Origin of the sequence: Caballeronia sp. GACF4 (assembly GCF_023631025.1) — a bacterium.
Classification (GTDB): domain Bacteria; phylum Pseudomonadota; class Gammaproteobacteria; order Burkholderiales; family Burkholderiaceae; genus Caballeronia.
Genome location: NZ_JALQDW010000007.1, coordinates 330,991 through 351,183, shown reverse-complemented (window position 1 = coordinate 351,183; position 20,193 = coordinate 330,991). Strand labels below are relative to the sequence as shown.

At 61.5% G+C, this 20,193-nt stretch carries 22 protein-coding genes; 13 read left to right on the top strand and 9 right to left on the bottom strand.

Annotated features, from left to right (window positions below):
• Positions 1-3: 3 nt before the first annotated feature.
• Positions 4-939, top strand: a complete 936-nt coding sequence (locus tag NCR40_RS09850) for an electron transfer flavoprotein subunit alpha/FixB family protein (RefSeq protein WP_250509348.1) — start codon at positions 4-6, stop codon at positions 937-939.
• Positions 940-1,025: 86 nt separating this feature from the next.
• Complete coding sequence (locus NCR40_RS09845; protein ID WP_250509335.1) at positions 1,026-2,816, top strand: acyl-CoA dehydrogenase; 1,791 nt, start codon at positions 1,026-1,028, stop codon at positions 2,814-2,816.
• 99 nt (positions 2,817-2,915) lie between these two features.
• Here NCR40_RS09845 and NCR40_RS09840 read toward each other — a convergent pair whose 3' ends face one another.
• Positions 2,916-4,202: a D-amino acid dehydrogenase gene (locus NCR40_RS09840; RefSeq protein WP_250509334.1), complete on the bottom strand. Its 1,287-nt coding sequence runs from the start codon at positions 4,200-4,202 to the stop codon at positions 2,916-2,918.
• 151 nt (positions 4,203-4,353) lie between these two features.
• Between NCR40_RS09840 and NCR40_RS09835 the strand changes: the two genes are divergently transcribed.
• Both NCR40_RS09835 and NCR40_RS09830 read left to right on the top strand, forming a co-directional pair.
• On the top strand, positions 4,354-4,842 hold the full coding sequence (locus NCR40_RS09835) for an Lrp/AsnC ligand binding domain-containing protein (RefSeq protein ID WP_244825891.1): 489 nt from the start codon (positions 4,354-4,356) through the stop codon (positions 4,840-4,842).
• A gap of 67 nt (positions 4,843-4,909) precedes the next feature.
• Positions 4,910-6,037 (top strand): PA0069 family radical SAM protein, encoded by a 1,128-nt coding sequence (locus NCR40_RS09830; RefSeq protein ID WP_244825890.1) that lies wholly within the window; start codon positions 4,910-4,912, stop codon positions 6,035-6,037.
• A 23-nt stretch (positions 6,038-6,060) separates the two neighbouring features.
• Here NCR40_RS09830 and NCR40_RS09825 read toward each other — a convergent pair whose 3' ends face one another.
• On the bottom strand, positions 6,061-6,564 hold the full coding sequence (locus NCR40_RS09825; protein WP_250509333.1) for an NINE protein: 504 nt from the start codon (positions 6,562-6,564) through the stop codon (positions 6,061-6,063).
• A 295-nt stretch (positions 6,565-6,859) separates the two neighbouring features.
• Here NCR40_RS09825 and rpsP point away from each other — a divergent pair, with 295 nt between their 5' ends.
• The 6 genes from rpsP (at position 6,860) to NCR40_RS09795 (ending at position 11,112) form a co-directional block, all read left to right on the top strand.
• Positions 6,860-7,114 (top strand): 30S ribosomal protein S16, encoded by a 255-nt coding sequence (gene rpsP / locus NCR40_RS09820; RefSeq protein ID WP_008342343.1) that lies wholly within the window; start codon positions 6,860-6,862, stop codon positions 7,112-7,114.
• A 62-nt stretch (positions 7,115-7,176) separates the two neighbouring features.
• The gene (gene rimM / locus NCR40_RS09815) at positions 7,177-7,908 is read left to right on the top strand and encodes a ribosome maturation factor RimM (RefSeq protein WP_250509332.1); all 732 of its coding nucleotides are present in this window, start codon (positions 7,177-7,179) and stop codon (positions 7,906-7,908) included.
• A gap of 36 nt (positions 7,909-7,944) precedes the next feature.
• Positions 7,945-8,715, top strand: coding sequence for a tRNA (guanosine(37)-N1)-methyltransferase TrmD (gene trmD / locus NCR40_RS09810; protein WP_250509331.1), 771 nt, complete (start codon positions 7,945-7,947; stop codon positions 8,713-8,715).
• Between the two features lie 149 nt (positions 8,716-8,864).
• Positions 8,865-9,257 (top strand): 50S ribosomal protein L19, encoded by a 393-nt coding sequence (gene rplS / locus NCR40_RS09805; RefSeq protein WP_250465293.1) that lies wholly within the window; start codon positions 8,865-8,867, stop codon positions 9,255-9,257.
• Positions 9,258-9,404: 147 nt separating this feature from the next.
• Positions 9,405-10,058: a CoA pyrophosphatase gene (locus NCR40_RS09800; RefSeq protein ID WP_250509330.1), complete on the top strand. Its 654-nt coding sequence runs from the start codon at positions 9,405-9,407 to the stop codon at positions 10,056-10,058.
• A gap of 115 nt (positions 10,059-10,173) precedes the next feature.
• The gene (locus NCR40_RS09795; protein WP_250509329.1) at positions 10,174-11,112 is read left to right on the top strand and encodes a CobD/CbiB family protein; all 939 of its coding nucleotides are present in this window, start codon (positions 10,174-10,176) and stop codon (positions 11,110-11,112) included.
• Positions 11,113-11,119: 7 nt separating this feature from the next.
• On the opposite strand, the gene NCR40_RS09790 is transcribed toward NCR40_RS09795, so the two are convergent.
• Genes NCR40_RS09790 through NCR40_RS09780 form a run of 3 tightly spaced genes read right to left on the bottom strand, consistent with a single transcriptional unit; the run spans position 11,120 to position 13,661 of the window.
• The gene (locus NCR40_RS09790; RefSeq protein ID WP_244825881.1) at positions 11,120-11,443 is read right to left on the bottom strand and encodes a putative signal transducing protein; all 324 of its coding nucleotides are present in this window, start codon (positions 11,441-11,443) and stop codon (positions 11,120-11,122) included.
• Positions 11,440-12,381 (bottom strand): ribosome small subunit-dependent GTPase A, encoded by a 942-nt coding sequence (gene rsgA / locus NCR40_RS09785; RefSeq protein WP_250509328.1) that lies wholly within the window; start codon positions 12,379-12,381, stop codon positions 11,440-11,442. The genes NCR40_RS09790 and rsgA overlap by 4 nt, the downstream gene beginning before the upstream one ends.
• 11 nt (positions 12,382-12,392) lie before the next feature.
• Positions 12,393-13,661 (bottom strand): M48 family metallopeptidase, encoded by a 1,269-nt coding sequence (locus NCR40_RS09780; RefSeq protein WP_244825878.1) that lies wholly within the window; start codon positions 13,659-13,661, stop codon positions 12,393-12,395.
• Positions 13,662-13,818: 157 nt separating this feature from the next.
• Here NCR40_RS09780 and orn point away from each other — a divergent pair, with 157 nt between their 5' ends.
• Positions 13,819-14,424: an oligoribonuclease gene (gene orn / locus NCR40_RS09775; protein WP_250465290.1), complete on the top strand. Its 606-nt coding sequence runs from the start codon at positions 13,819-13,821 to the stop codon at positions 14,422-14,424.
• Here orn and mog read toward each other — a convergent pair.
• The gene (gene mog / locus NCR40_RS09770) at positions 14,415-15,053 is read right to left on the bottom strand and encodes a molybdopterin adenylyltransferase (protein ID WP_244825874.1); all 639 of its coding nucleotides are present in this window, start codon (positions 15,051-15,053) and stop codon (positions 14,415-14,417) included. The two genes, orn and mog, sit on opposite strands and share 10 nt — an antisense overlap.
• On the bottom strand, positions 15,034-15,633 hold the full coding sequence (yjgA, locus tag NCR40_RS09765) for a ribosome biogenesis factor YjgA (protein WP_250509327.1): 600 nt from the start codon (positions 15,631-15,633) through the stop codon (positions 15,034-15,036). Before yjgA ends, mog begins: the two co-directional genes overlap by 20 nt.
• A gap of 222 nt (positions 15,634-15,855) precedes the next feature.
• On the opposite strand from yjgA, the gene pmbA reads away from it, so the two are divergent.
• Positions 15,856-17,226 carry a metalloprotease PmbA gene (gene pmbA / locus NCR40_RS09760; protein WP_250509326.1) on the top strand — a complete coding sequence of 457 codons (1,371 nt, stop codon included), beginning with the start codon at positions 15,856-15,858 and terminating at the stop codon, positions 17,224-17,226.
• Positions 17,227-17,285: 59 nt separating this feature from the next.
• Here the strand turns inward: pmbA and NCR40_RS09755 are convergent, their stop codons facing one another.
• Positions 17,286-17,789 (bottom strand): dihydrofolate reductase, encoded by a 504-nt coding sequence (locus NCR40_RS09755; RefSeq protein ID WP_250509325.1) that lies wholly within the window; start codon positions 17,787-17,789, stop codon positions 17,286-17,288.
• Positions 17,790-17,878: 89 nt separating this feature from the next.
• Positions 17,879-18,022, bottom strand: coding sequence for a hypothetical protein (locus tag NCR40_RS09750; RefSeq protein ID WP_250509324.1), 144 nt, complete (start codon positions 18,020-18,022; stop codon positions 17,879-17,881).
• A gap of 710 nt (positions 18,023-18,732) precedes the next feature.
• On the opposite strand from NCR40_RS09750, the gene NCR40_RS09745 reads away from it, so the two are divergent.
• Positions 18,733-20,112 (top strand): sigma-54 dependent transcriptional regulator, encoded by a 1,380-nt coding sequence (locus NCR40_RS09745; protein ID WP_244825869.1) that lies wholly within the window; start codon positions 18,733-18,735, stop codon positions 20,110-20,112.
• Positions 20,113-20,193 lie beyond the last annotated feature (81 nt).

Below are 20,193 nucleotides of genomic sequence, written 5' to 3'. Positions count from 1 at the left end.
CTGATGACGATTCTGGTAATTGCGGAACACGACAACGCGTCCATCAAGGCCGCGACGTTGAACACGGTAGCGGCGGCGGCGAAAATCGGCGGCGCTATTCATGTGCTGGTCGCGGGTGCGAACGCGCAAGGCGCGGCCGATGCGGCAGCGAAGATCGCGGGCGTTTCGAAAGTGCTGCTTGCGGATGCGCCTCAACTCGCCGAAGGTCTGGCCGAGAATGTCGAGGGCACGGTGCTGAATATCGCGAAGGACTATTCGCACATCCTCGCGCCCGCGACCGCCTATGGCAAGAACATCGCGCCGCGTATCGCGGCGCATCTGGACGTCGCGCAGATCAGCGACATTACCGCCGTCGACAGCGCCGATACCTTCGAGCGTCCGATCTACGCGGGCAACGCTATCGCGACGGTGCAATCGAGCGATCCGATCAAGGTCATCACGGTCCGTGCAACGGGCTTCGATCCGGTGGCGGCGGAAGGCGGCAGTGCATCGATCGAGAAGATCGAAGCGGCAGCCGACGCTGGCATCTCGTCATTCGTCAGCCGCGAAGTCACGAAGCTGGATCGGCCGGAACTGACTTCGGCTTCGATCATCGTGTCGGGTGGACGTGGTCTTGGCAGCGGCGAGAACTACACGAAGGTGCTCGAACCGTTGGCCGACGAGCTTGGCGCGGCAATGGGCGCATCGCGCGCGGCGGTCGATGCCGGTTACGTGCCGAACGACTATCAAGTGGGTCAGACGGGCAAGATCGTCGCGCCGCAGTTGTACGTGGCGGTTGGTATTTCGGGTGCCATTCAGCATCTGGCCGGGATGAAAGACAGCAAGGTCATCGTCGCCATCAACAAAGATCCGGAAGCGCCTATTTTCAGCGTCGCGGATTACGGCGTCGTCGGCGACCTCTTTTCGCTCGTGCCGGAACTGGTGAAGGAAATCGGCTGAGCACGCGTCGCTCGCCGACTTAGAACCGAAAGGGCGCGACAATTGTTGCGCCCTTTTTGTATCGGATGAATGAGGAGACAAGAACGATGAGCTATCACGCCCCCGTCAAGGACATGCTGTTCGTCATCAAGGAACTGGCCGGTATCGACGGCATCGCCGCTTTGCCAGGCCACGAAGACGGCAGCTTCGATACCGCGCAAGCCGTCGTCGATGAAGCCGCGCGCTTTTGCGGCGAGGTCGTCGCGCCGCTCAACGTCGAAGGCGACCGCAATCCGAGCGCGTGGGCAAATGGCGAAGTCACGACCACGCCCGGTTTCAAGGAAGCGTTCCGTCAATTCGGCGAGGGCGGCTGGCAAGGCGTCGTGCATCCCGAGGAGTTCGGCGGACAGAACCTGCCGAAGCTCATCGCCACGCCGTGCATCGAGATGCTCAACTCCGCGAGCCTTTCGTTCGCGCTGTGTCCCTTGCTGACCGATGGCGCAATCGAAGCGCTGCTCACCGCAGGCAACGACGTGCAAAAGGCCCGCTATCTGCCGAAGTTCATTTCCGGAGAATGGACAGGCACGATGAACCTCACCGAGCCGCAAGCCGGCTCCGATCTCGCGCTGGTACGCACGCGCGCCGAGCCGCAGGGCGACGGTTCCTTCAAGCTGTTTGGCACGAAGATTTTCATCACCTACGGCGAGCACGACATGGCGAAGAACATCGTCCATCTCGTATTGGCGCGCACGCCTGACGCGCCCGAAGGCGTGAAGGGCATCTCGCTATTCATCGTGCCGAAGTTCCTCGTCAACGAGGACGGCTCGACCGGCGCGCGCAACGACGTGCATTGCGTGTCGATCGAGCACAAGCTCGGCATCAAGGCGAGTCCCACGGCCGTGCTGCAATTCGGCGATCACGGCGGCGCGGTCGGGCATCTGATCGGCGAAGAGAATCGCGGGCTCGAATACATGTTCATCATGATGAACGCCGCGCGTTTTGCCGTTGGCATGCAGGGCATCGCGGTTGCGGAGCGGGCGTATCAGCAGGCGGTCGCGTATGCGAAGGACCGCGTGCAAAGCCGTCCGGTCGATGGCTCATCGAAAGAGCCAGTGACCATCATTCATCATCCCGACGTGCGCCGCATGCTCTTCACCATGCGCGCTTATACCGAAGGCGCCCGCGCGCTGGCGTATGTCGCCGCGTCGCACAGCGATCTCGCGCATGGTCATCCCGATGAAAAAACGCGCAAGAGCCATCAGTCGATCTACGAATATCTCGTGCCGATCATCAAGGGATTCAGCACGGAGATGTCGGTGGACGTGGCGAGCCTCGGCGTGCAGGTGCATGGCGGCATGGGATTCATCGAGGAAACGGGCGCCGCGCAGCATTATCGCGATGCACGCATTCTGCCGATTTACGAAGGCACGACCGCCATTCAGGCCAACGACCTGATCGGCCGCAAGACGGTGCGCGACGGAGGCGCGACGGCGCAGGCGTTGCTCGCGCAGATCGATCAGACCATCGCTGCTCTTGCGGATACGGAGGGCCAGGCGTTCATGTCGATGCATCGGCACTTGAGCGCGGGGAGCTTGTCGCTCGCGCGCTCGGTCGAGTTTATCGTCGCGAAGTTCAGAAGCGATCCGAACGCGGTTTTCGCGGGCAGCGTGCCGTATTTGCGGCTCGCGGGAATCGTGCTGTGCGGCTGGCAGATGGCGCGCGCAATGCTCACCGCGCAAAAAAAGCGCGGCGAGGACGAGCGCTTTTATTCGGCGAAAATCGCGACGGCTCAGTTTTACGCGGAACACATTCTGTCGCAGGCGCCGGGCATCGAGGCATCGATTGTCAGCGCGAATGGGAGCGAAGGCGTGCTCGCGTTGAGCGAGGATCAGTTTTGATGTGAGCGCCGAAGCTCATCGAACGCGAGCCGACGCCCGCGCATGAAAAAAACCCACGTCGTTCGCAACGTGGGGTTTTCTTCGTGCGTGATTGCCTTCTCAAGCATAAGCGGGACGCGTCTTCACACCGACTTCGCCCATATAACGATGCACCGACAAATCGTCCGCCCGAATCGCGGGTTGCTTGCCGGACATCAGGTCGGCGAGCAACTGGCCGGAGCCGCACGACATCGTCCAGCCGAGCGTGCCGTGGCCGGTATTCAGATACAGATTCGGCACCGGCGTGCGGCCAACGATCGGCGTGCCGTCCGGCGTCATCGGGCGCAGGCCAGTCCAGAACTTGGCGCTGGCCGTATCGCCACCGCCGGGGAACAGGTCGTTCACGCACATTTCCAGCGTCTCGCGGCGCGCCTGCTTCAACGACTTGTCGTAGCCGACGATCTCCGCCATGCCGCCCACGCGAATGCGGTCGTCGAAACGCGTGATCGCGATCTTGTACGTCTCGTCGAGCACGGTCGAAACGGGCGCGCGGGCCGCATCGACGATAGGCGCGGTGAGCGAATAACCCTTGAGCGGATAAACCGGAATCTTGACGAGATCGCCGAGCAACTTCGGCGAATATGAACCGAGCGCGACGACGTAGGAGTCACCTGTCACGAGTTCCTTGCCGCATTGCACGCCGGCAATCCGGCCCTGGCTCATTGCAAGTGCGTCGATTGGCGTGTTGTAGCGGAACTTGACGCCCAACGCTTCGGCCATGGCGGCGAGGCGCGTGGTGAACATCTGGCAATCGCCGGTTTCGTCGTTCGGCAGGCGCAAGCCGCCCGTCAGTTTGTGCGATACCGCTGCGAGCGCCGGTTCTGCCTTCGCGAGTTCGGCCGACGAGAGCAATTCGAACGGAACGTTCGCGTCTTTCAACACCGCGATGTCTTTCGCCGCGCCGTCCAGTTGCGCCTGCGTGCGGAAGAGTTGCAGCGTGCCGCCGGTGCGGCCTTCGTAGTGAATGCCTGTATCCGCGCGCAAGGCTTGCAGGCAATCGCGGCTGTATTCGGCAAGGCGCACCATGCGGCCCTTGTTGACCATGTAGCGATCTTGCGTGCAGTTACGCAGCATTTGCCACATCCATTGAAGTTGAGTCATCGTGCCGTCGAGACGAATGGCAAGCGGCGCGTGCTTTTCGAACATCCATTTGACGGCCTTGAGCGGCACGCCCGGCGCGGCCCACGGCGACGCGTAGCCCGGCGAAATCTGCCCGGCGTTGGCGAAACTCGTTTCGAGCGCGGGGCCGGCTTCGCGGTCGATGACCGTGACTTCGTGACCCGCCCGCGCCAGATAGTAAGCACTGGTTACGCCGACGACGCCGCTTCCGAGAATAACGATACGCATGAGTTCTCCATCAGGATTCGATGAAACTGCCCGTTTGCGCGCAAGAAGTGGAACTGAGCCGCGGACGGAAGTTTGTGTAGTGTTATCGCCTATACTATTGATGTCGATATAGTTTTAGTTAATGTATTTGGCGGATTTTCAGGAAAAACGCATGAGAACACAGCGAAATCCGGTGCGCGCGCTCGATAAGCTCGATCACAAGATTCTGAACATTCTTCAAGCGGATGGCCGCATCGCGATGAAGGACCTTGCGGAGCGCGTCGGGCTGTCCGTCACGCCTTGTATCGAAAGGGTGAAGCGCATGGAACGGGACGCCGTGATCACGGGCTATTACGCGCGTGTTAATCCGGCTCAGCTCGGCGCGGCGCTGCTGGTGTTCGTCGAGATCACGCTGGATCACAAGAGCGGCAATATGTTCGAGCAGTTTCGCCGCGAGGTGCAGCGCATTCCGGAAGTGCTCGAATGCCACCTCGTTTCCGGCGATTTCGACTATCTGATCAAGGCGCGGATTGGCGAAATGGCCGACTACCGCAAGCTTCTTGGCGACATCCTTCTACAACTGCCGGGCGCGGTGCAGTCGAAAAGTTATGTGGTAATGGAGGAGATCAAGGAAACGCTGATGATCCCGGTGGACGTGTGATTTTCTGCTTGCGATGACGTGTCGATACTGTATATTTGTACAGTACATTTCTGCTGCGCTCATCGTAATGCCGACACCCGACCGTGAATTTCCTGTCGCGCCGCCCGCGCCGCTGAAAGGGCGCGGCGCGGTGACGAACATGCAGGGACGCTACGAGAAAGACGCGCGCGAACGCGTGGACGACGGCTGGCTACACGAAACGGACGGTGACGACGAGGGCGCGCCGCCGCTTCGCACACAAGTGTTCGAAGAACGCGCAAAGAGCATTCTGACGCACAACAATTCGCCCGACATACCGTTTAGCGTGTCGCTCAATCCGTATCGCGGGTGCGAGCACGGCTGTATCTATTGCTTCGCGCGTCCGACGCATAGTTATCTTGGCCTGTCGCCGGGACTCGATTTCGAAAGCCGCATTTACGCCAAGGTCAACGCCGCCGAACTTCTCAGGCGCGAGATCGGCAAGCCGAAGTACGAGCCGGAATCCATTGCGCTCGGCGTGAATACGGACGCCTATCAGCCCGTCGAGCGCGATCTCAAGATCACGCGCAGCGTCATCCAGGTGCTGCACGATTGCGGTCATCCGTTCGCGGCGATCACGAAGTCGTCGCTGATCGAACGCGATATCGATTTGCTGGCGCCCATGGCGGAGCGCGGGCAGGTCATGGCGGCCATCACCGTGACTACGCTCGATGCAGACATCGCCCGCACGCTCGAACCGCGCGCGGCCACCCCCGCGCGGCGTCTGCGCACGATCCGCACGCTCGCCGAGGCGGGCATTCCGGTGGGTGTGAGTATCGCGCCGGTAATTCCGTTCGTCACGGAGCCGGATCTGGAGCGGGTGCTCGAAGCGTGTGCGGAAGCGGGCGCGAAGACCGCCAGCTACATCGTGTTGCGCCTGCCATGGGAAGTGGCGCCGCTTTTCAAGGATTGGCTCGCGGCGCATTTTCCCGATCGTGCCGACCGCGTGATGAGCCGCGTACGCGACATGCGCGGCGGCAAGGACTACGACGCGGACTTTGCCAAACGCATGAAGGGCGAAGGATTATGGGCGGACATGCTGAAGCAGCGCTTTCAACAAGCAACCAAGCGTCTGGGATTGAACGCCCGGCAGCGCGGCATTCTCGACATGTCGGACTTCAAGCCGCCGGCGTTCGTCAAACCGGTGCCAGACAAAGGCCAGCTCGACTTGTTCTAACGCCTGCGATCGTCGTCTATCGCCTACTGCGACAGTGTCTTCGCAGCTTCCACCTGGCTTTCGAAATAAGTCTGGAACGTCAGCGCGAGGCCGGTCATCAGCAAGAACGCGCCGAACAGCAATGAAAAAATAACGATGAAGATGACCGTCCAGCCCGAATCGCTTTGCCGGTTGGTATGCGCGTTGAATTGCGCGTCCCACTTGGCGTCGGGTCGAAGACCGTAGACGATCGCGGAAAGAAACGCCGCCAGCAGCGACACCGCGCCGGGAAACGCCAGCACCCAGCCCAGAATCGAAGTCCGCTCCGTCGCCGCGAGCAACAGATAACCCACCGCGCCCAACACGATGCCGACGATATGCGCCCAGCCCCATTTGTCGCGCATTCCATACAGATAGAAACGGTGCAGTCCAATACTGCCAAAGAAAAACGCGAGCGCCGCCGTGAGCGTCTTCGAGCGGAAATACGGGCAATTCTGGTTGCCGGCCGGTTTCTGGCCGGTCTCGGTAGCGACGGACGAAGAAGTCATCAGCGAAAGCGGTGGTATCGGTGGTGAAAATAGTGGCGCGCGCGCCGTCTTATCGCGGATTGCTCTGATTGCGCCAGGCGAGAATCCGACATCTTACGCTGCTCGCTTCGGCGGTCCCACACTGGCACAATGCCGCACTGGCCGCTGCGGGGCTTTTGTCCTTGCGGCGCGCCGTTTGAAGCGTTCCAAACCCGAACTGCGCGCAATAATCACGTTAAGTGTTTGTTGGAGCGTCGGTTTCCGCTATAATCGCGTGTTCTGGTAGTTCCGAACCCCGGTTTTCAAGGATTTCAGCATGGTCATCATCCGCTTGGCTCGTGGCGGCTCGAAGAAGCGCCCGTTTTACAACATCGTCGCAACCGATTCGCGTAGCCGCCGTGACGGCCGCTTCATCGAGCGCGTTGGTTTCTACAACCCGGTCGCGACCAAGGGCGAATCGCTGCGTATCGCTCAAGATCGTCTGACCTACTGGCAAGGCGTTGGCGCGCAACTGTCGCCGACCGTCGAGCGTCTGGTCAAGCAAGCTCAGCAAGCTCAACCGGCTGCTTAAGTGCTGGTTAGTTTGTCGACTGAAGTTCAGTCGTTCAAGGTATTCCGCTTCAAGGTCTGCTGATGCCCGCGCGTAATTCCGAATCCGGCAACGTCGCTGGCAATGTCAGTCGGCCGAAGCCGAAGCAAGAAGAAAATGCCAGCACGTTTGGCGCGTTCGTCCGGAAACCCGGCGCGCGTCGCGTGACGGCGGACGCTTCGGGCGAAGGCAAAGCGCAGGAAGCATCGGCGGGGGGCGAGTCGGTAGATGGTCTTCCTGAAGACGCGGTGGAAATCGGTTTTATCGCCGATGCCTACGGTCTGAAGGGCTGGATCAAGATCGTTCCGCACGCCAACGGCAAGCTGGGCGGCGACGCGCTCCTCGGTGCGAAGAACTGGTGGCTCGTCAAAGGCCGCGAGTTCAAGTCCGCGCGTTGTGTTCAGTCGAAAGTGCACGCGGATACCATCGTCGCGCGCCTGTCGGGCTGTGACGATCGCGACGCCGCATTGTTGCTGAAGGGTCACGCGGTCTACATCGCTCGCAGCGACTTCCCGAAGCTCGACGACGAAGACGAGTTCTACTGGGTCGATCTGATCGGCCTCGATGTCGAAAACGAAGCGGGCGTGGCGCTTGGCCGTGTCGCCGACATGATCGACAACGGCGCGCATTCCATTCTGCGGATCGAGTATCCGAGTACCGACAAGGATGGCAAGCCCGTCACCGAAGAGCGGCTCATTCCGTTCGTCGGTGTGTATGTGAAGACGGTGGATCGGGCGGCGAAACGCATCATCGTCGACTGGGACGCCGACTATTAACCCGGTGCTCGTCATCGGCAAGTTACGGAGAGAGCGATGCAGTTCGATGTCGTAACGCTCTTTCCCGAAATGTTCCGCGCGCTGACCGACTGGGGCATTACCAGCCGGGCAGTGAAGCAGGAGCGGTTCGGTTTGCGTACGTGGAATCCGCGCGACTTCACCACGGACAATTACCGCACCGTCGACGATCGCCCGTACGGCGGCGGCCCCGGCATGGTCATGCTGGCACGTCCGCTAGAAGACGCGATCGCGGCCGCGAAAACCGCGCAGCGCGAGCAAGGCATCGCGACGACGCGCGTCGTGATGATGTCGCCGCAAGGCGCCAAGCTCGATCACGAACGCGTGATGCGCATGGCCGCCGAGCCGGGCCTCGTGCTGTTGTGCGGTCGTTACGAAGCAATCGACCAGCGTCTGATCGATCGTGAAGTAGACGAAGAAATAAGCCTCGGCGACTTCGTGCTGTCAGGCGGCGAATTGCCCGCCATGGCGTTGATGGACGCCGTCGTGCGCCAGTTGCCCGGCGTGCTGAATGACGCGCAATCGGCGGTGCAGGACAGTTTCGTCGACGTACTTCTGGATTGTCCGCATTACACGCGTCCGGAAGAATACGAAGGCGCGCGCGTTCCCGATGTGCTGCTCGGCGGCCATCACAAGGAAATCGACGCCTGGCGCAGGCGCGAAGCATTACGCAACACATTCACGAAGCGGCCCGATCTGATTCACCGGGCGCGCAAAAGCAAGATGTTGAGCCGTGCCGACGAGGCATGGCTCGCAGATCTCGCGAAGACGGCGTCGAAGTCCGAATAGACTTCGAGCCGACGAGCGGGGCAAATGGGGGCGCTGAATTCAACCTCGGCGCCAGAAGTGAACCCATCCTCTACCGGGGCCTTATCAACGAAATCGCGCAAGCGAAATCTAGGCACACAACTCCGGCAAGATGGCACAAGGAGTCAGTAATGAATCTGATTGAGCAACTCGAGAAGGAAGAGATCGCGCGCGTTTTGGGCGAGAAATCGATCCCCGACTTCGGTCCGGGCGACACGGTCATCGTCAACGTGAACGTCGTCGAAGGTACGCGCAAGCGCGTGCAGGCTTACGAAGGCGTCGTGATCGCCAAGCGTAATCGTGGCCTGAACTCGAACTTCATCGTCCGCAAGATTTCCTCGGGCGAAGGCGTTGAGCGTACGTTCCAGACCTACTCGCCGCTGCTGGCGAGCATCGTCGTGAAGCGTCGCGGCGACGTCCGTCGTGCGAAGCTGTACTACCTGCGCGAGCGCTCGGGCAAGTCGGCACGTATCAAGGAAAAGCTGTTCACGAAGGACCGTACCGCCGCAGCCGCTGCAGAGTAAAGACTCAGCGTCCAGGCGCCGTACTGAAAAAGCACCCTCGCGGGTGCTTTTTTCTTTGGTGTGTTCAAATTGAATCTTCGACATCCTGGCTTTCGACCCGTGTCCACCGGCAAGACTTCGACTCCCCGCATTCTCGAACCTGAACGAATGCCCGTCCTCTCGACGGGCGCCGCGCTTCCCGCCATACCACCCGCGCGCCTTACGCCCGAAGGACTGCGAGCGCGTTTCGCACAGACGCTCGAATGGACGCAGGAAGCGCCCGAACAGCGCATCAAGGCCATCGGCGGCGATCCGCGCGTGGCTTCTGTTCTCGTGCCGCTCGTCGTGCGTGAAGGCGGTCTGACCGTGCTCCTGACTCAGCGGGCCGATCATCTTTCCGACCACGCGGGACAAATCAGCTTTCCCGGCGGCCGTCAGGAACCCGAGGACGCCGATGCCGCCGCCACCGCGCTACGCGAAGCACGCGAGGAAGTCGGCTTGGGCGCGGAGCATTGCGAAGTGGTCGGCGCGCTGCCGGACTATCTGACGGGCACCGGATTTCGCGTGACGCCTGTCGTTGCCTTGGTCTATCCGCCGTTCGCGCTCAAAGCCGATACGAGCGAAGTTGCCGATATCTTCGAAGTGCCGCTCGCGTTTCTGATGGACTCGGCAAACCACGAAGTGCGCGTTTTCCAATGGGAAGGTGGCGAGCGTCGTTTTTTTTCCATGCCTTACAAACCCGATGAAAAGACGGCTCCGTATTTCATCTGGGGTGCAACGGCTGGCATGTTGCGCAATTTCTACCGCTTCCTCGCCGCCTGACGCGTCGACGTGCGACGTTACGCGACCTTGCGGTTGGTCAGCGCGTCTGAACGCATCGAACGCTGTGCTATCGTTACGCGAAACTCGAACTACTCCGACCGTTTCGGCGCACCGCATGACTTTTTTCTCTGTATTGCTGGCTCTTATCCTCGAGCAGGTGCGTGCGTTATCGCCGCACAATCCGATCTCGGCGTTGCTTCAGTATCATGCGGAAAGCACCGCCCATGGCTTCGACGCGGGCAAGGAAAAGCACGGCATCGTTGCGTGGCTGGTGGTGGTGTTGCCGTGGACGCTCGTGGTCGGACTCATCTATTACGTGTTGTATCGGATCAACTTCGTTCTGGCGTTTTTCTGGAACGTGGTGATCGTGTACTTCACGCTCGGCTTTCGTCAGTTCAGCCACTATTTCACCGATATCCATCTCGCGCTCAATAACGACGACGTGCCGCGCGCCCGCGAGGTGCTCACGGAGTGGACCGGTCTCGATACCGTCGACATGCCGGTAAGCGAGATCGTGCGCCACACGCTCGTGCACGCGGTAATCGCGTCGCATCGGCATGTGTTCGGCGTGTTCTTCTGGTTTCTGATTCCCATCGGGCCGGCTGGCGCGGTGTTTTATCGGATCGCCGAGTATCTGGCGCGTGCGTGGACGGAGCCGAATCCCGAGCGGACCGCAGCGTTCTCATCGTTCGCGCAGCGTGCGTTTTTAGTGATCGACTGGATTCCTACGCGGCTCACCGCGCTCGGCTTCGCAATCGTCGGCAATTTCGAGGATGCGATCTACGCGTGGCGCAATCACGCGCGTCAGTGGCCGGACCCGAACGAAGGCGTGTTGCTCGCGGCCGGCAGCGGCGCGTTGGGCGCGCGTCTCGCAGGACCGCTCGCCGAACCGCTGAGCGTCGAGGCGCTCGCCGTGGGCGATGCAAGCCCGCTGCCCGTCGGTGACGACTGCACGCCACGCACGCTCCAATCGGCGGTTGGCTTAGTGTGGCGCGCGGTGATCTTGTGGATGTTGATCCTGCTCATGCTGACCATTGCCGTCTGGCTGGCATAGCAAGGCATCAATCGTCCAGCGGGTCGCGGTCCGTCTGGCACTGCCAGCACACGGTGAACTGCGCTTCGAGCCATTCGCCGCACTGACGGCATCGCCAGGGCCGGGCATTCGCTTCCGGTCCGCGCTTTGCACGCTCCAGAAGGCGAGTGGCCAGCGCTTCGTCGCGTTCATCGACGATCCAGATTTCCGGCGCGCATTGATCCGCCGGAATGTCACCCAGCGCGCCGTTCAAATACCGATTGTGTAACTCGCAAGGCACACCTGCGGTCGCGAGCACGTTCATCCAGTGTTGCGCCGTGATGAGGTTCGGTGCGCGCGTGAGCCGTTTCATCGAACGATCTGGCTTGCTTCGTGGACGAGCTGCGCATAAAGCGCATGCCGCGCCGGCCGGATTTTGCCGGTTTCGACCGCTGCGAGTACAGCGCAGCCCGGCTCCTGCAGATGATGGCAGTTGTAGAAGCGGCAATGCCCTAGATACGGCCGGAAGTCAGCGAAGGCGCGTTCCAGTTGACCTTCGGACAAGTGATGCAGGCCGAACTCCTGAAAGCCAGGTGAATCGATGAGCGAGCCGCCGCCTGGCAATTCGTACAGACGCGTGAATGTGGTGGTATGCCGGCCGCTGTTGAGCGCCGACGAAATCTCGCGCGTGGCGGCGTCGGCGTCGGGGATGAGCAGATTCACGAGCGTCGATTTGCCCATGCCCGACTGGCCGAGCAAGATCGTCGAGCGATCTTTCAGGCGCTCATCCAGTTGCGGATGCACTTCGCCGGGCGCCATCTTCGCGGACAGTTCGATCACCGTGTAGCCCAGCGCGCGATAGGGCGCAAGTCGCTCGCGCGCCAGGGGCAACGCGCTTTCCACGTCGATCTTGTTGAGCACGATGAGCGCTTCGAGCCCGTGCGCCTCGGCGGCGATCAGCGCGCGCCCGAGCAGGTCTTCGCTGAAATGCGGCTCGGTGGCGAGCACGATCAGCAGTTGATCGAGGTTCGCCGCGAAGAGCTTCGACTTGAACTGATCGGACCGGTAAAGCAGGTTGCGCCGCTCGCCGATTTCGACGATCACGCCCTGATCCGCCGAAGACTGCTCGTAGATCACGCGATCGCCGACGGCGACTTCGCTCTTTTTGCCGCGCGGGAAGCATTGCAGCTTCGCGCCGCCGTCGTGCGGCGCGACGAGATAGTGCCGGCCGTGCGCGGCGATCACGGTGCCTTCCAGTCGGGCCTCCGCGGAAGCCGCGCCGCCTTGACGCGCGCCGCGGCCCGATGACACGCCACGCGCCGTCATGCGGTGTGTTGCATCAAGCGGTCGATGCGCTGCGAAGCGGGCGGATGCGAGTAATAAAACGCGGTGTAGAGCGGATCGGGCGTGAGCGTGGACGCGTTGTCTTCGTACAGTTTGACGAGCGCGTTGACGAGATCCTTCGGATCGGTCTGGCTGGCCGCGAAGGCATCGGCCTCGAATTCGTGTTTGCGCGAGCTCAGGCTGCCGAGCGGCGTGATGAAGAACATGAACACCGGCAGCACGAGCATGAACAGGACGAGCGCAAGTCCGTTGTTGCCGCCGACGAGCGACGGATGCACGCCGAGGCCTTCGTAGAACCACACGGTCTGCACGAGCCAGCCGAGGAGCGCGAGCATGGCGAGGCTGATGGCGAACATCACGACCAACAGCTTGAGCACGTGACGGCGCTTGAAGTGGCCGAGTTCGTGCGCAAGCACGGCTTCGATCTCGCTGCCGGAAAGGCGCGCAAGCAGGGTATCGAAGAAGACGATGCGCTTCGCCGCGCCGAAGCCCGTGAAGTACGCGTTGCCGTGCGCGGAACGGCGGCTGCCGTCCATGACGAACAAGCCCTTTGCCGCAAAGCCGGTGCGCGACATCAGATTCTCAATACGAGCCCGCAGCGCCTCATCCTTGAGCGGCTCGAACTTGTTGAAAAGCGGCGCGATGAAAGTGGGATAGATGATCATCGCGAGCAACTGGAACGCAACCCAGACGATCCACGTGTAGAGCCACCAGTAGCTGCCGGCGCGATCCATCATCCAGAGCACGAGCAGCAGAAGCGGCGCACCGATGATCGCGCCCAGCACCGTGCCCTTCACGAGATCGAGAAAAAACAGCTTCTTCGACATACGATTGAAGCCGAACTTTTCCTCGATCACGAAATGGCGGATATAGTCGAACGGCAGGTCGATGAGACTCGTAATTGCGATGACCGCCGCGACCAGCGCGATCTGTCCGAGATAGCCGCGCCCGAGCGACTCCGTAATGGCGATATCGAGTGCCTGCAAGCCACCGAGCAAGGTCAGCGCGACCAGCACGATGGCGCTGGTGACGACTTCGATCATCGTGAGGCGCGTGCGCTCGACGGTGTAGTCCGCCGCGCGCTGGTGCGCCGTCAACGGGATCGTGCCGGTGAACTGCGGCGGCACGCCGTTGCGATGCGCCGCGACGTAGCGAATCTGGCGCGAGGCCAGCCAGAGCTTCGTTGAAACCATCGCAACGAGGGCGACGACGAAGATCGTCGAAAAAGCGAGTGTGAGGTTGGCCATGCAGGGCTTCCGATTGAACTATGCGAGAATTATAGGTTCTAGGCCGTGCTCGCGTTGCCACAACGCGTGGTTGCCGAAAAGCCCGCGCGGCGACTGGGCTTCATGCGCCTCAAGACACTAACATCAGCGTTACTCGAACCTCTTCCAGGTACTTTCCATGACCGATTCTCTCGACCAACCCGAACCCGTCCTCGCGCGCAGCGACATGAATCTCGTGTGGCTCGACATGGAGATGACCGGGCTCGATCCCGACAATGATCGCATCATCGAGATCGCGGTGGTCGTGACGAATTCGACGCTCGACAAGCTGGTGGAAGGGCCGGTGTTTGCGATCCATCAGTCGGAAGAAGCACTTGGCCGCATGGACGAGTGGAATCGCAATACGCATGGCCGCTCGGGGCTGACGGAACGCGTGAAGGCATCGACGGTGGATGAAGCGGAAGCCACGCGTCAGATTCGTGAATTCCTCGGTCAGTACGTGCCGCCCGGCAAGTCGCCGATGTGCGGCAATTCCATTTGCCAGGACCGCCGCTTCATGGCGCGCTGGATGCCGGAACTGGAGACGTTCTTTCACTATCGCAATCTGGACGTGAGCACGCTCAAGGAACTGTGCCGCCGCTGGCAGCCGGCCATCTACAAGGGCTTTCAGAAGCGCGCGATGCACACGGCGCTCGCCGATATCCACGAGTCCATCGACGAACTCAAGTACTACCGCGAGCACTTCCTGATTCCCGCGGCGTCGGCATCGTCGGCTCAGGCTTGAGGTTTGGAAGCGCCTGACTTTCGAATGGCGCTCTTAGGCCGGAACGCGGCAACCGCTTCCGGCTTCGTTTCGATGTAAGGCCCGCCGATCAGATCGATGCAATACGGCACTGCCGCGAAGATGCCCGGCACGCGCGTCTTGCCGTCGGCGTCCTTCAGACCTTCGAGCGTTTCCCTGATCGACTTCGGCTGTCCCGGCAAATTGATGATGAGCGCGGCGTGATCCTCCGTCTCACGAATCACGGCAACCTGACGCGAGAGAATGGCGGTCGGCACGAAGTTCAGGCTAATTTGGCGCATCTGTTCGCCAAAGCCTGGCATCGGCTTGGTGGCGACGGCGAGCGTCGCTTCCGGCGTCACGTCGCGGCGCGAGGGACCGGTGCCGCCCGTGGTCAGCACGAGATCGCAACCGTGTGTGTCGACCAGTTCGATGAGCGTGGCCGAGATGGTGGCGGCATCGTCGTGAATCAGCCGCGTTTGCGCGCGCCAGGGTGAGCTCAGCGCTTCTCCGAGCCATGCTTCGAGCGACGGCACGCCTTTGTCCTCGTACACGCCTTGCGAGGCGCGATCGCTGATCGAAACGAGTCCGACGAGCAACTCGTCCGGATGATTACGCTTCGTCGTCGTCACGGTTTTCCTCGTCGCTGTCGCTCTCGTCTTCCTGCTCCACGCCCGCTGCGTTCTTGATCCACTGGAACAATTCGCGGTAATAGCGCGGCGGCTTTTGCAGCTCGCGCTCCTTGCGCGTATTGCGGATCAGCGTGCGGCCTTCCTGCGCGTCCACACCTGGATGCTCGCGGATGAAATCGGTCAGCGCGGCGTCATTTGCGAGCAGCTTGTCGCGCGAGCGTTCGATCCAATGCAGGCGCGCGGTCTCTGCCTTGTTCACGCCGCGATGCGTGTCGAGCGCGGTGCGCAGCGCGGCGACTTCGTCTTCGAGCAGCGTGCGCATGACGCGCCCGACGTATTGCACCTGACGGCGCTTGCCTTCGTGATCGGTGATACGACGCGCTTCGCGCACGGCGTCGTTCAGCTTCTCAGGCATGGGCATGCGCTTGAGCGCGTCTTTCGGCAGCGCGATCAGCGCCTCGCCCAGTTCCTGCAGCGCGTGCATGTCGCGCTTGAGCTGGGATTTGCTCGGGCGATCGTAGCCGTTTTCGTCGACTTCCGGCTCGGCTTCGATCGGTTGAATGCGGGTTTTACGGTTCATGGCGATATTGTAGCTTGCGCGTCGCAGCGCTCGGCTCGCGCACGCCAAGCGCGATGCATCGTGCATGCGGTGCGGGTGCGCGGTCCTTGCTATGATCGCAGCATGCGTCGATCGAATCGACCCCGCCGTCTGCTTCATCGAAAGGCCGGACGAAAGCGGGAATCCTCTTGCAACGACACGCGCGGGCGCGCGGCGCCCCCGACCTCCTAAGGCACACACAAAATGGCAGCAGACATGGACGTCAAGCAACGCTTTTTCCCGCATACGCAAGACGAACTCAAGGAGATTGCCTCCGACATCCTGCGTCACGCGAAGGAACTCGGCGCGACCGATGCCGCCACCGAAATCTCCGAAGGCGATGGCCTCTCGGTAAGCGTGCGGCGCGGCGAAGTCGAGACCATCGAGCACAACCGGGACAAGATGGTGGGCGTGACCGTCTTCATCGGCAAGAAGCGCGGCAATGCGAGCACCGCGGACTTCACGCGCGAAGCACTGCGCGATACGGTTGCGGCCGCCTACAACATCGCGCGTTTCACGGCGGAAGACAGCGCCGCCGGGCTTGCGGAAGAAGACTTGCTGGAGAAGTCGCCTCAGGACCTCGATCTTTATCATCCGTGGGTCATCGACGCCGAAGAGGCCGCCGAGCTCGCACGCCGCGCCGAAGCCGCCGCGTTCGCGGTGGATAAGCGCGTGACCAATTCCGAGGGCGCGAGCGTATCGGCGCAGCATTCGCAGTTCGTGCTCGCGACCTCGCGCGGCTTCCTCGCGGGCTATCCGTACTCGCGGCATTACATCGCGTGCGCGCCCATTGCCGCGAGCGGACGCGACATGCAGCGCGACGACTGGTACACGTCGCGCCGCAATGCCACCGAACTCGCCGCACCGGAAGCCGTCGGACGCTACGCCGCCGAACGCGCGCTCGCGCGTCTGAACGCGAAGAGCCTCGACACGCGCAAGTGCCGCGTGTTGTTCGAAGCGCCGCTGGCTGCGGGCATCCTCGGCTCGTTCGTGCAAGCGGTGAGCGGCGGGGCGTTGTATCGCAAGACGACGTTTCTCGTCGACAGCCTCGGCAAGCCGGTGTTCGCGCCGCACGTTCAGATCGTCGAAGATCCGCACGTGAAGGGCGGCATGGGCAGCGCGCCGTTCGACGAGGAAGGCGTGCGCACCGAACGTCGTAATGTGGTGGATGACGGCGTCGTGCAGGGCTATTTCCTGTCCACGTATTCGGCGCGCAAGCTCGGCATGAAGACCACCGGCAACGCGGGCGGCTCGCATAATTTGACGATGACAAGCTCGAATACGAAGCCGGAAGACGACTTCGAGGCCATGCTGAAGAAGCTCGACACCGGCCTTTTGCTTACCGAACTGATGGGGCAGGGCGTGAACTACGTGACGGGCGACTATTCGCGCGGTGCGTCGGGCTTTTGGGTGGAGAACGGTGAGATTCAGCACGCGGTCGAGGAAATCACGGTCGCGAGCACGCTTCAGGAAATGTTCCGCCACATCGAGGCGATCGGCGCGGATACGGTCGTGCGCGGCACGAAGGAAATCGGCTCGGTGCTGATCGAACGGATGACCATCGCGGGGCAGTAAAACTCAGACGTGGTTTAAGAAAAAGGCCCCGGATGGCGCGAGCTATCCGGGGCCTTCGTTCATGCGTCCGCCCGGCGTCGATACGTGACGAACGCGAAGTCGAACGCGTTCGGTGGCGCGGCGCGCCGCGGATCGCGCGCGACTTCCTGCCAGTGCGCGGCGTCCGGCGCCGGAAAATGCGTGTTGCCTTCGAAATCGGCATCGATCTCGGTGACGATCAGCTTGTCCGCCTGCGCGATGGCGTCGCCGTACAACTGCGCGCCGCCGATCACGAAGGCCTCGCTTGCGTGGTCGGCGGCGGCGAGCGAGAGGGCATCGGCCAAGCTCGTGACGGTATCGCAGCCGGTATAGCGACGCGTGGCGTCGCGCGACACGACGATATTCCGCCGCCCGGGCAACGGCCGGCCAATCGATTCATGCGTCTTGCGTCCCATGATGATCGGCGCGCCCATCGTCGTGCGCTTGAAGAAAGCGAGATCCTCGGGGAGGCGCCAGGGCAGGTCGTTGTCGCGTCCGATCACGCCATTGCGCGCGCGGGCGACGATTAGAGTCAGCGTCGTCATGTAGTCGGAAAGTCGTGCAGGAGTGAGGCGCGCAGGAGGCGCGACCGTGCCGCGATTTTAACCGACGCCCGCCGCTGTCTTGCCTCGACTCAGCCTTTGGTCCGATCGAAGCCCGGCCGCTCGGGCGTGAACTCGTCCCATAGCGTGACGCTCACGCCGTAGTTCGAAGACTGCCCTTGGTGCGATTCGGCGTCGCTCGTGTTCGCTGCATCCCGCGCATTTGTCCACGACAAGGCGCGTCGCTCGTCTTCGTCCGACGAACGGGAAGTCGGCGCGCAATCCGGTAAAGAATGATCGAAGGCCATCGTGGCGACATATCCGAGTAAGTATTCCCGGAAGTGTTTCGGGAATAAAACAGTCAGGCGGCTGGTATATCGAGTTGAGATGCGACCAGGCTGAAAATCTGCTGACGAAACGAAATGCGGCTTGCATTTCTTACCTGTCCGCATGCGTCGAATATAGCCAGATACATGCCAACAGTCGCAATCCGTTACCGTGCAAAGATCATGATGAAAACGGCAGAAAATCATCGTGGCCGAATGGACGAAAACGTTTCACACGTGAAACGCGAAGGGAGAAAAACATGAATTTCCTGTGAATCAGGTATAAGATTTTGTCTTATTAAAACGTCTCATTTGCTTTTAATAATTCATTGAGAAATTCTTGCCAACCCCGTCCTGTCAGGGTTTTGTGACCAGTCCAATGGGCCTTGACGATATTTGTTTGCGGGGTTTATGGGTTATAGTAGTCTCTCGAAAATGGCGCAGAATCGGTCAATAGGGATTCGTGGAAGGGTTCACGGCGCCAGATGCGTCGTTCCCGGAGGCAACGAATCGAAACGCGAGTCCGCTCGCCACACAGCGCGAGGACATTGATTCCTGCATGCAGCGAGAGCCTGAACTACGCGACCTTTTCAACGAATGTTGAAGAAAGGATCTGAATAATGGACGTCGCTCGGCGGCAACTTATCTATGTGACTCGCGATCCCAGCGAGATGCTATGCGCGCGCTTCGAAGAACGCGGCTGGCAAATCGAAATCGTGGCGAGCGCGCGCGACACGAAGAAAGCCCTGCGTAGCGATATGGCAATCGGTGGTCTGCTGGACTTGTCGAGTCACTTCGAGTCTCACGAATTGGCGGCGTTCGAGTCGTCGTTGACCATGACGAACGTCGGCTGGGTCGCCGCCACCGTTTCCGGACAACTGGAAGACGCCGCCGTGCGCCGGCTGATTCGCGACTATTGTTTCGACTACGTCACGATGCCGACTTCGAACGATCGCATCGTCGATTCCGTGGGACACGCCTACGGCATGGTCGCGCTGCATGACGCGGCATCGAACGATTCGCGCAGCGAGGGCCGCGCCGAAGGCGAAATGGTCGGATCGTGCGACGCCATGCTGGCGCTGTTTCGCTCCATCCGCAAAGTCGCCATGACGGACGCGCCCGTGTTCATCTCGGGCGAATCGGGCACGGGCAAGGAACTGACGGCGGTTGCCATTCACGAGCGCTCCGCGCGTCGCGATCAACCGTTTGTGGCCATCAACTGCGGCGCGATTCCTGCGCATCTCCTGCAATCGGAGCTGTTCGGCTACGAGCGCGGTGCATTCACGGGCGCAAATCAGCGCAAGATCGGGCGCGTTGAAGCGGCCAACGGCGGCACGCTGTTCCTCGATGAAATCGGCGATCTGCCGCTCGAAAGCCAAGCGAGCCTGTTGCGCTTCCTGCAGGAGCGCAAGGTGGAGCGTCTGGGCGGTCACGGTTCGACGCCCGTCGATGTCCGCATCATCTCGGCGACTCACGTCGATATGCAAACCGCGATGATCGAAGGGCGTTTTCGCGCCGACTTGTATCACCGCCTGTGCGTGTTGCAGATCGACGAGCCGCCGCTGCGTGCGCGCGGTAAAGACATCGAATTGCTCGCGAAGCACATGCTCGATCGCTTCAAGAAGGACGCAAGCCGGCGTCTGCGCGGCTTTTCGCCGTGCGCCATCGCCGCGATCCACAACTACGGCTGGCCGGGCAACGTGCGCGAGCTCATCAACCGCGTGCGGCGTGCCATCGTCATGTCGGAAGGGCGGCAGATCACCGCGCGCGATCTCGAATTGGGCGAATACGTCGAAGTGGCGCCGGTGTCGCTTGCGCAAGCGCGCGAGGCGGCGGAACGTCAAGCCATCGAACTCGCATTGCTGCGTCATCGCGGGCGTCTTGGCGATGCCGCGCACGAACTCGGCATCTCGCGCGTCACGCTGTATCGGTTGCTGAGTGCGCATGGCATGCGCCATATCGAGGTGGATGCGCCGCCGGAGCACGCCACGCGCGGCTAAGGCTCAGGCTTGGCAGGACATTCGAACGGGCGCTTCAAGCGCCCGTTTCTTTTGTGTCACGAAGAGCGTCCGCGCGCTGCG

Coding starts and splice junctions, on each gene's coding strand:
- NCR40_RS09850 (WP_250509348.1), top strand. CDS start 4: ATGACGATTCTGGTAATTGCGGAACACGACAACGCGTCCATCAAGGCC.
- NCR40_RS09845 (WP_250509335.1), top strand. CDS start 1,026: ATGAGCTATCACGCCCCCGTCAAGGACATGCTGTTCGTCATCAAGGAA.
- NCR40_RS09840 (WP_250509334.1), bottom strand. CDS start 4,202: ATGCGTATCGTTATTCTCGGAAGCGGCGTCGTCGGCGTAACCAGTGCT.
- NCR40_RS09835 (WP_244825891.1), top strand. CDS start 4,354: ATGAGAACACAGCGAAATCCGGTGCGCGCGCTCGATAAGCTCGATCAC.
- NCR40_RS09830 (WP_244825890.1), top strand. CDS start 4,910: ATGCCGACACCCGACCGTGAATTTCCTGTCGCGCCGCCCGCGCCGCTG.
- NCR40_RS09825 (WP_250509333.1), bottom strand. CDS start 6,564: ATGACTTCTTCGTCCGTCGCTACCGAGACCGGCCAGAAACCGGCCGGC.
- rpsP (WP_008342343.1), top strand. CDS start 6,860: ATGGTCATCATCCGCTTGGCTCGTGGCGGCTCGAAGAAGCGCCCGTTT.
- rimM (WP_250509332.1), top strand. CDS start 7,177: ATGCCCGCGCGTAATTCCGAATCCGGCAACGTCGCTGGCAATGTCAGT.
- trmD (WP_250509331.1), top strand. CDS start 7,945: ATGCAGTTCGATGTCGTAACGCTCTTTCCCGAAATGTTCCGCGCGCTG.
- rplS (WP_250465293.1), top strand. CDS start 8,865: ATGAATCTGATTGAGCAACTCGAGAAGGAAGAGATCGCGCGCGTTTTG.
- NCR40_RS09800 (WP_250509330.1), top strand. CDS start 9,405: ATGCCCGTCCTCTCGACGGGCGCCGCGCTTCCCGCCATACCACCCGCG.
- NCR40_RS09795 (WP_250509329.1), top strand. CDS start 10,174: ATGACTTTTTTCTCTGTATTGCTGGCTCTTATCCTCGAGCAGGTGCGT.
- NCR40_RS09790 (WP_244825881.1), bottom strand. CDS start 11,443: ATGAAACGGCTCACGCGCGCACCGAACCTCATCACGGCGCAACACTGG.
- NCR40_RS09780 (WP_244825878.1), bottom strand. CDS start 13,661: ATGGCCAACCTCACACTCGCTTTTTCGACGATCTTCGTCGTCGCCCTC.
- orn (WP_250465290.1), top strand. CDS start 13,819: ATGACCGATTCTCTCGACCAACCCGAACCCGTCCTCGCGCGCAGCGAC.
- yjgA (WP_250509327.1), bottom strand. CDS start 15,633: ATGAACCGTAAAACCCGCATTCAACCGATCGAAGCCGAGCCGGAAGTC.
- pmbA (WP_250509326.1), top strand. CDS start 15,856: ATGGCAGCAGACATGGACGTCAAGCAACGCTTTTTCCCGCATACGCAA.
- NCR40_RS09755 (WP_250509325.1), bottom strand. CDS start 17,789: ATGACGACGCTGACTCTAATCGTCGCCCGCGCGCGCAATGGCGTGATC.
- NCR40_RS09745 (WP_244825869.1), top strand. CDS start 18,733: ATGGACGTCGCTCGGCGGCAACTTATCTATGTGACTCGCGATCCCAGC.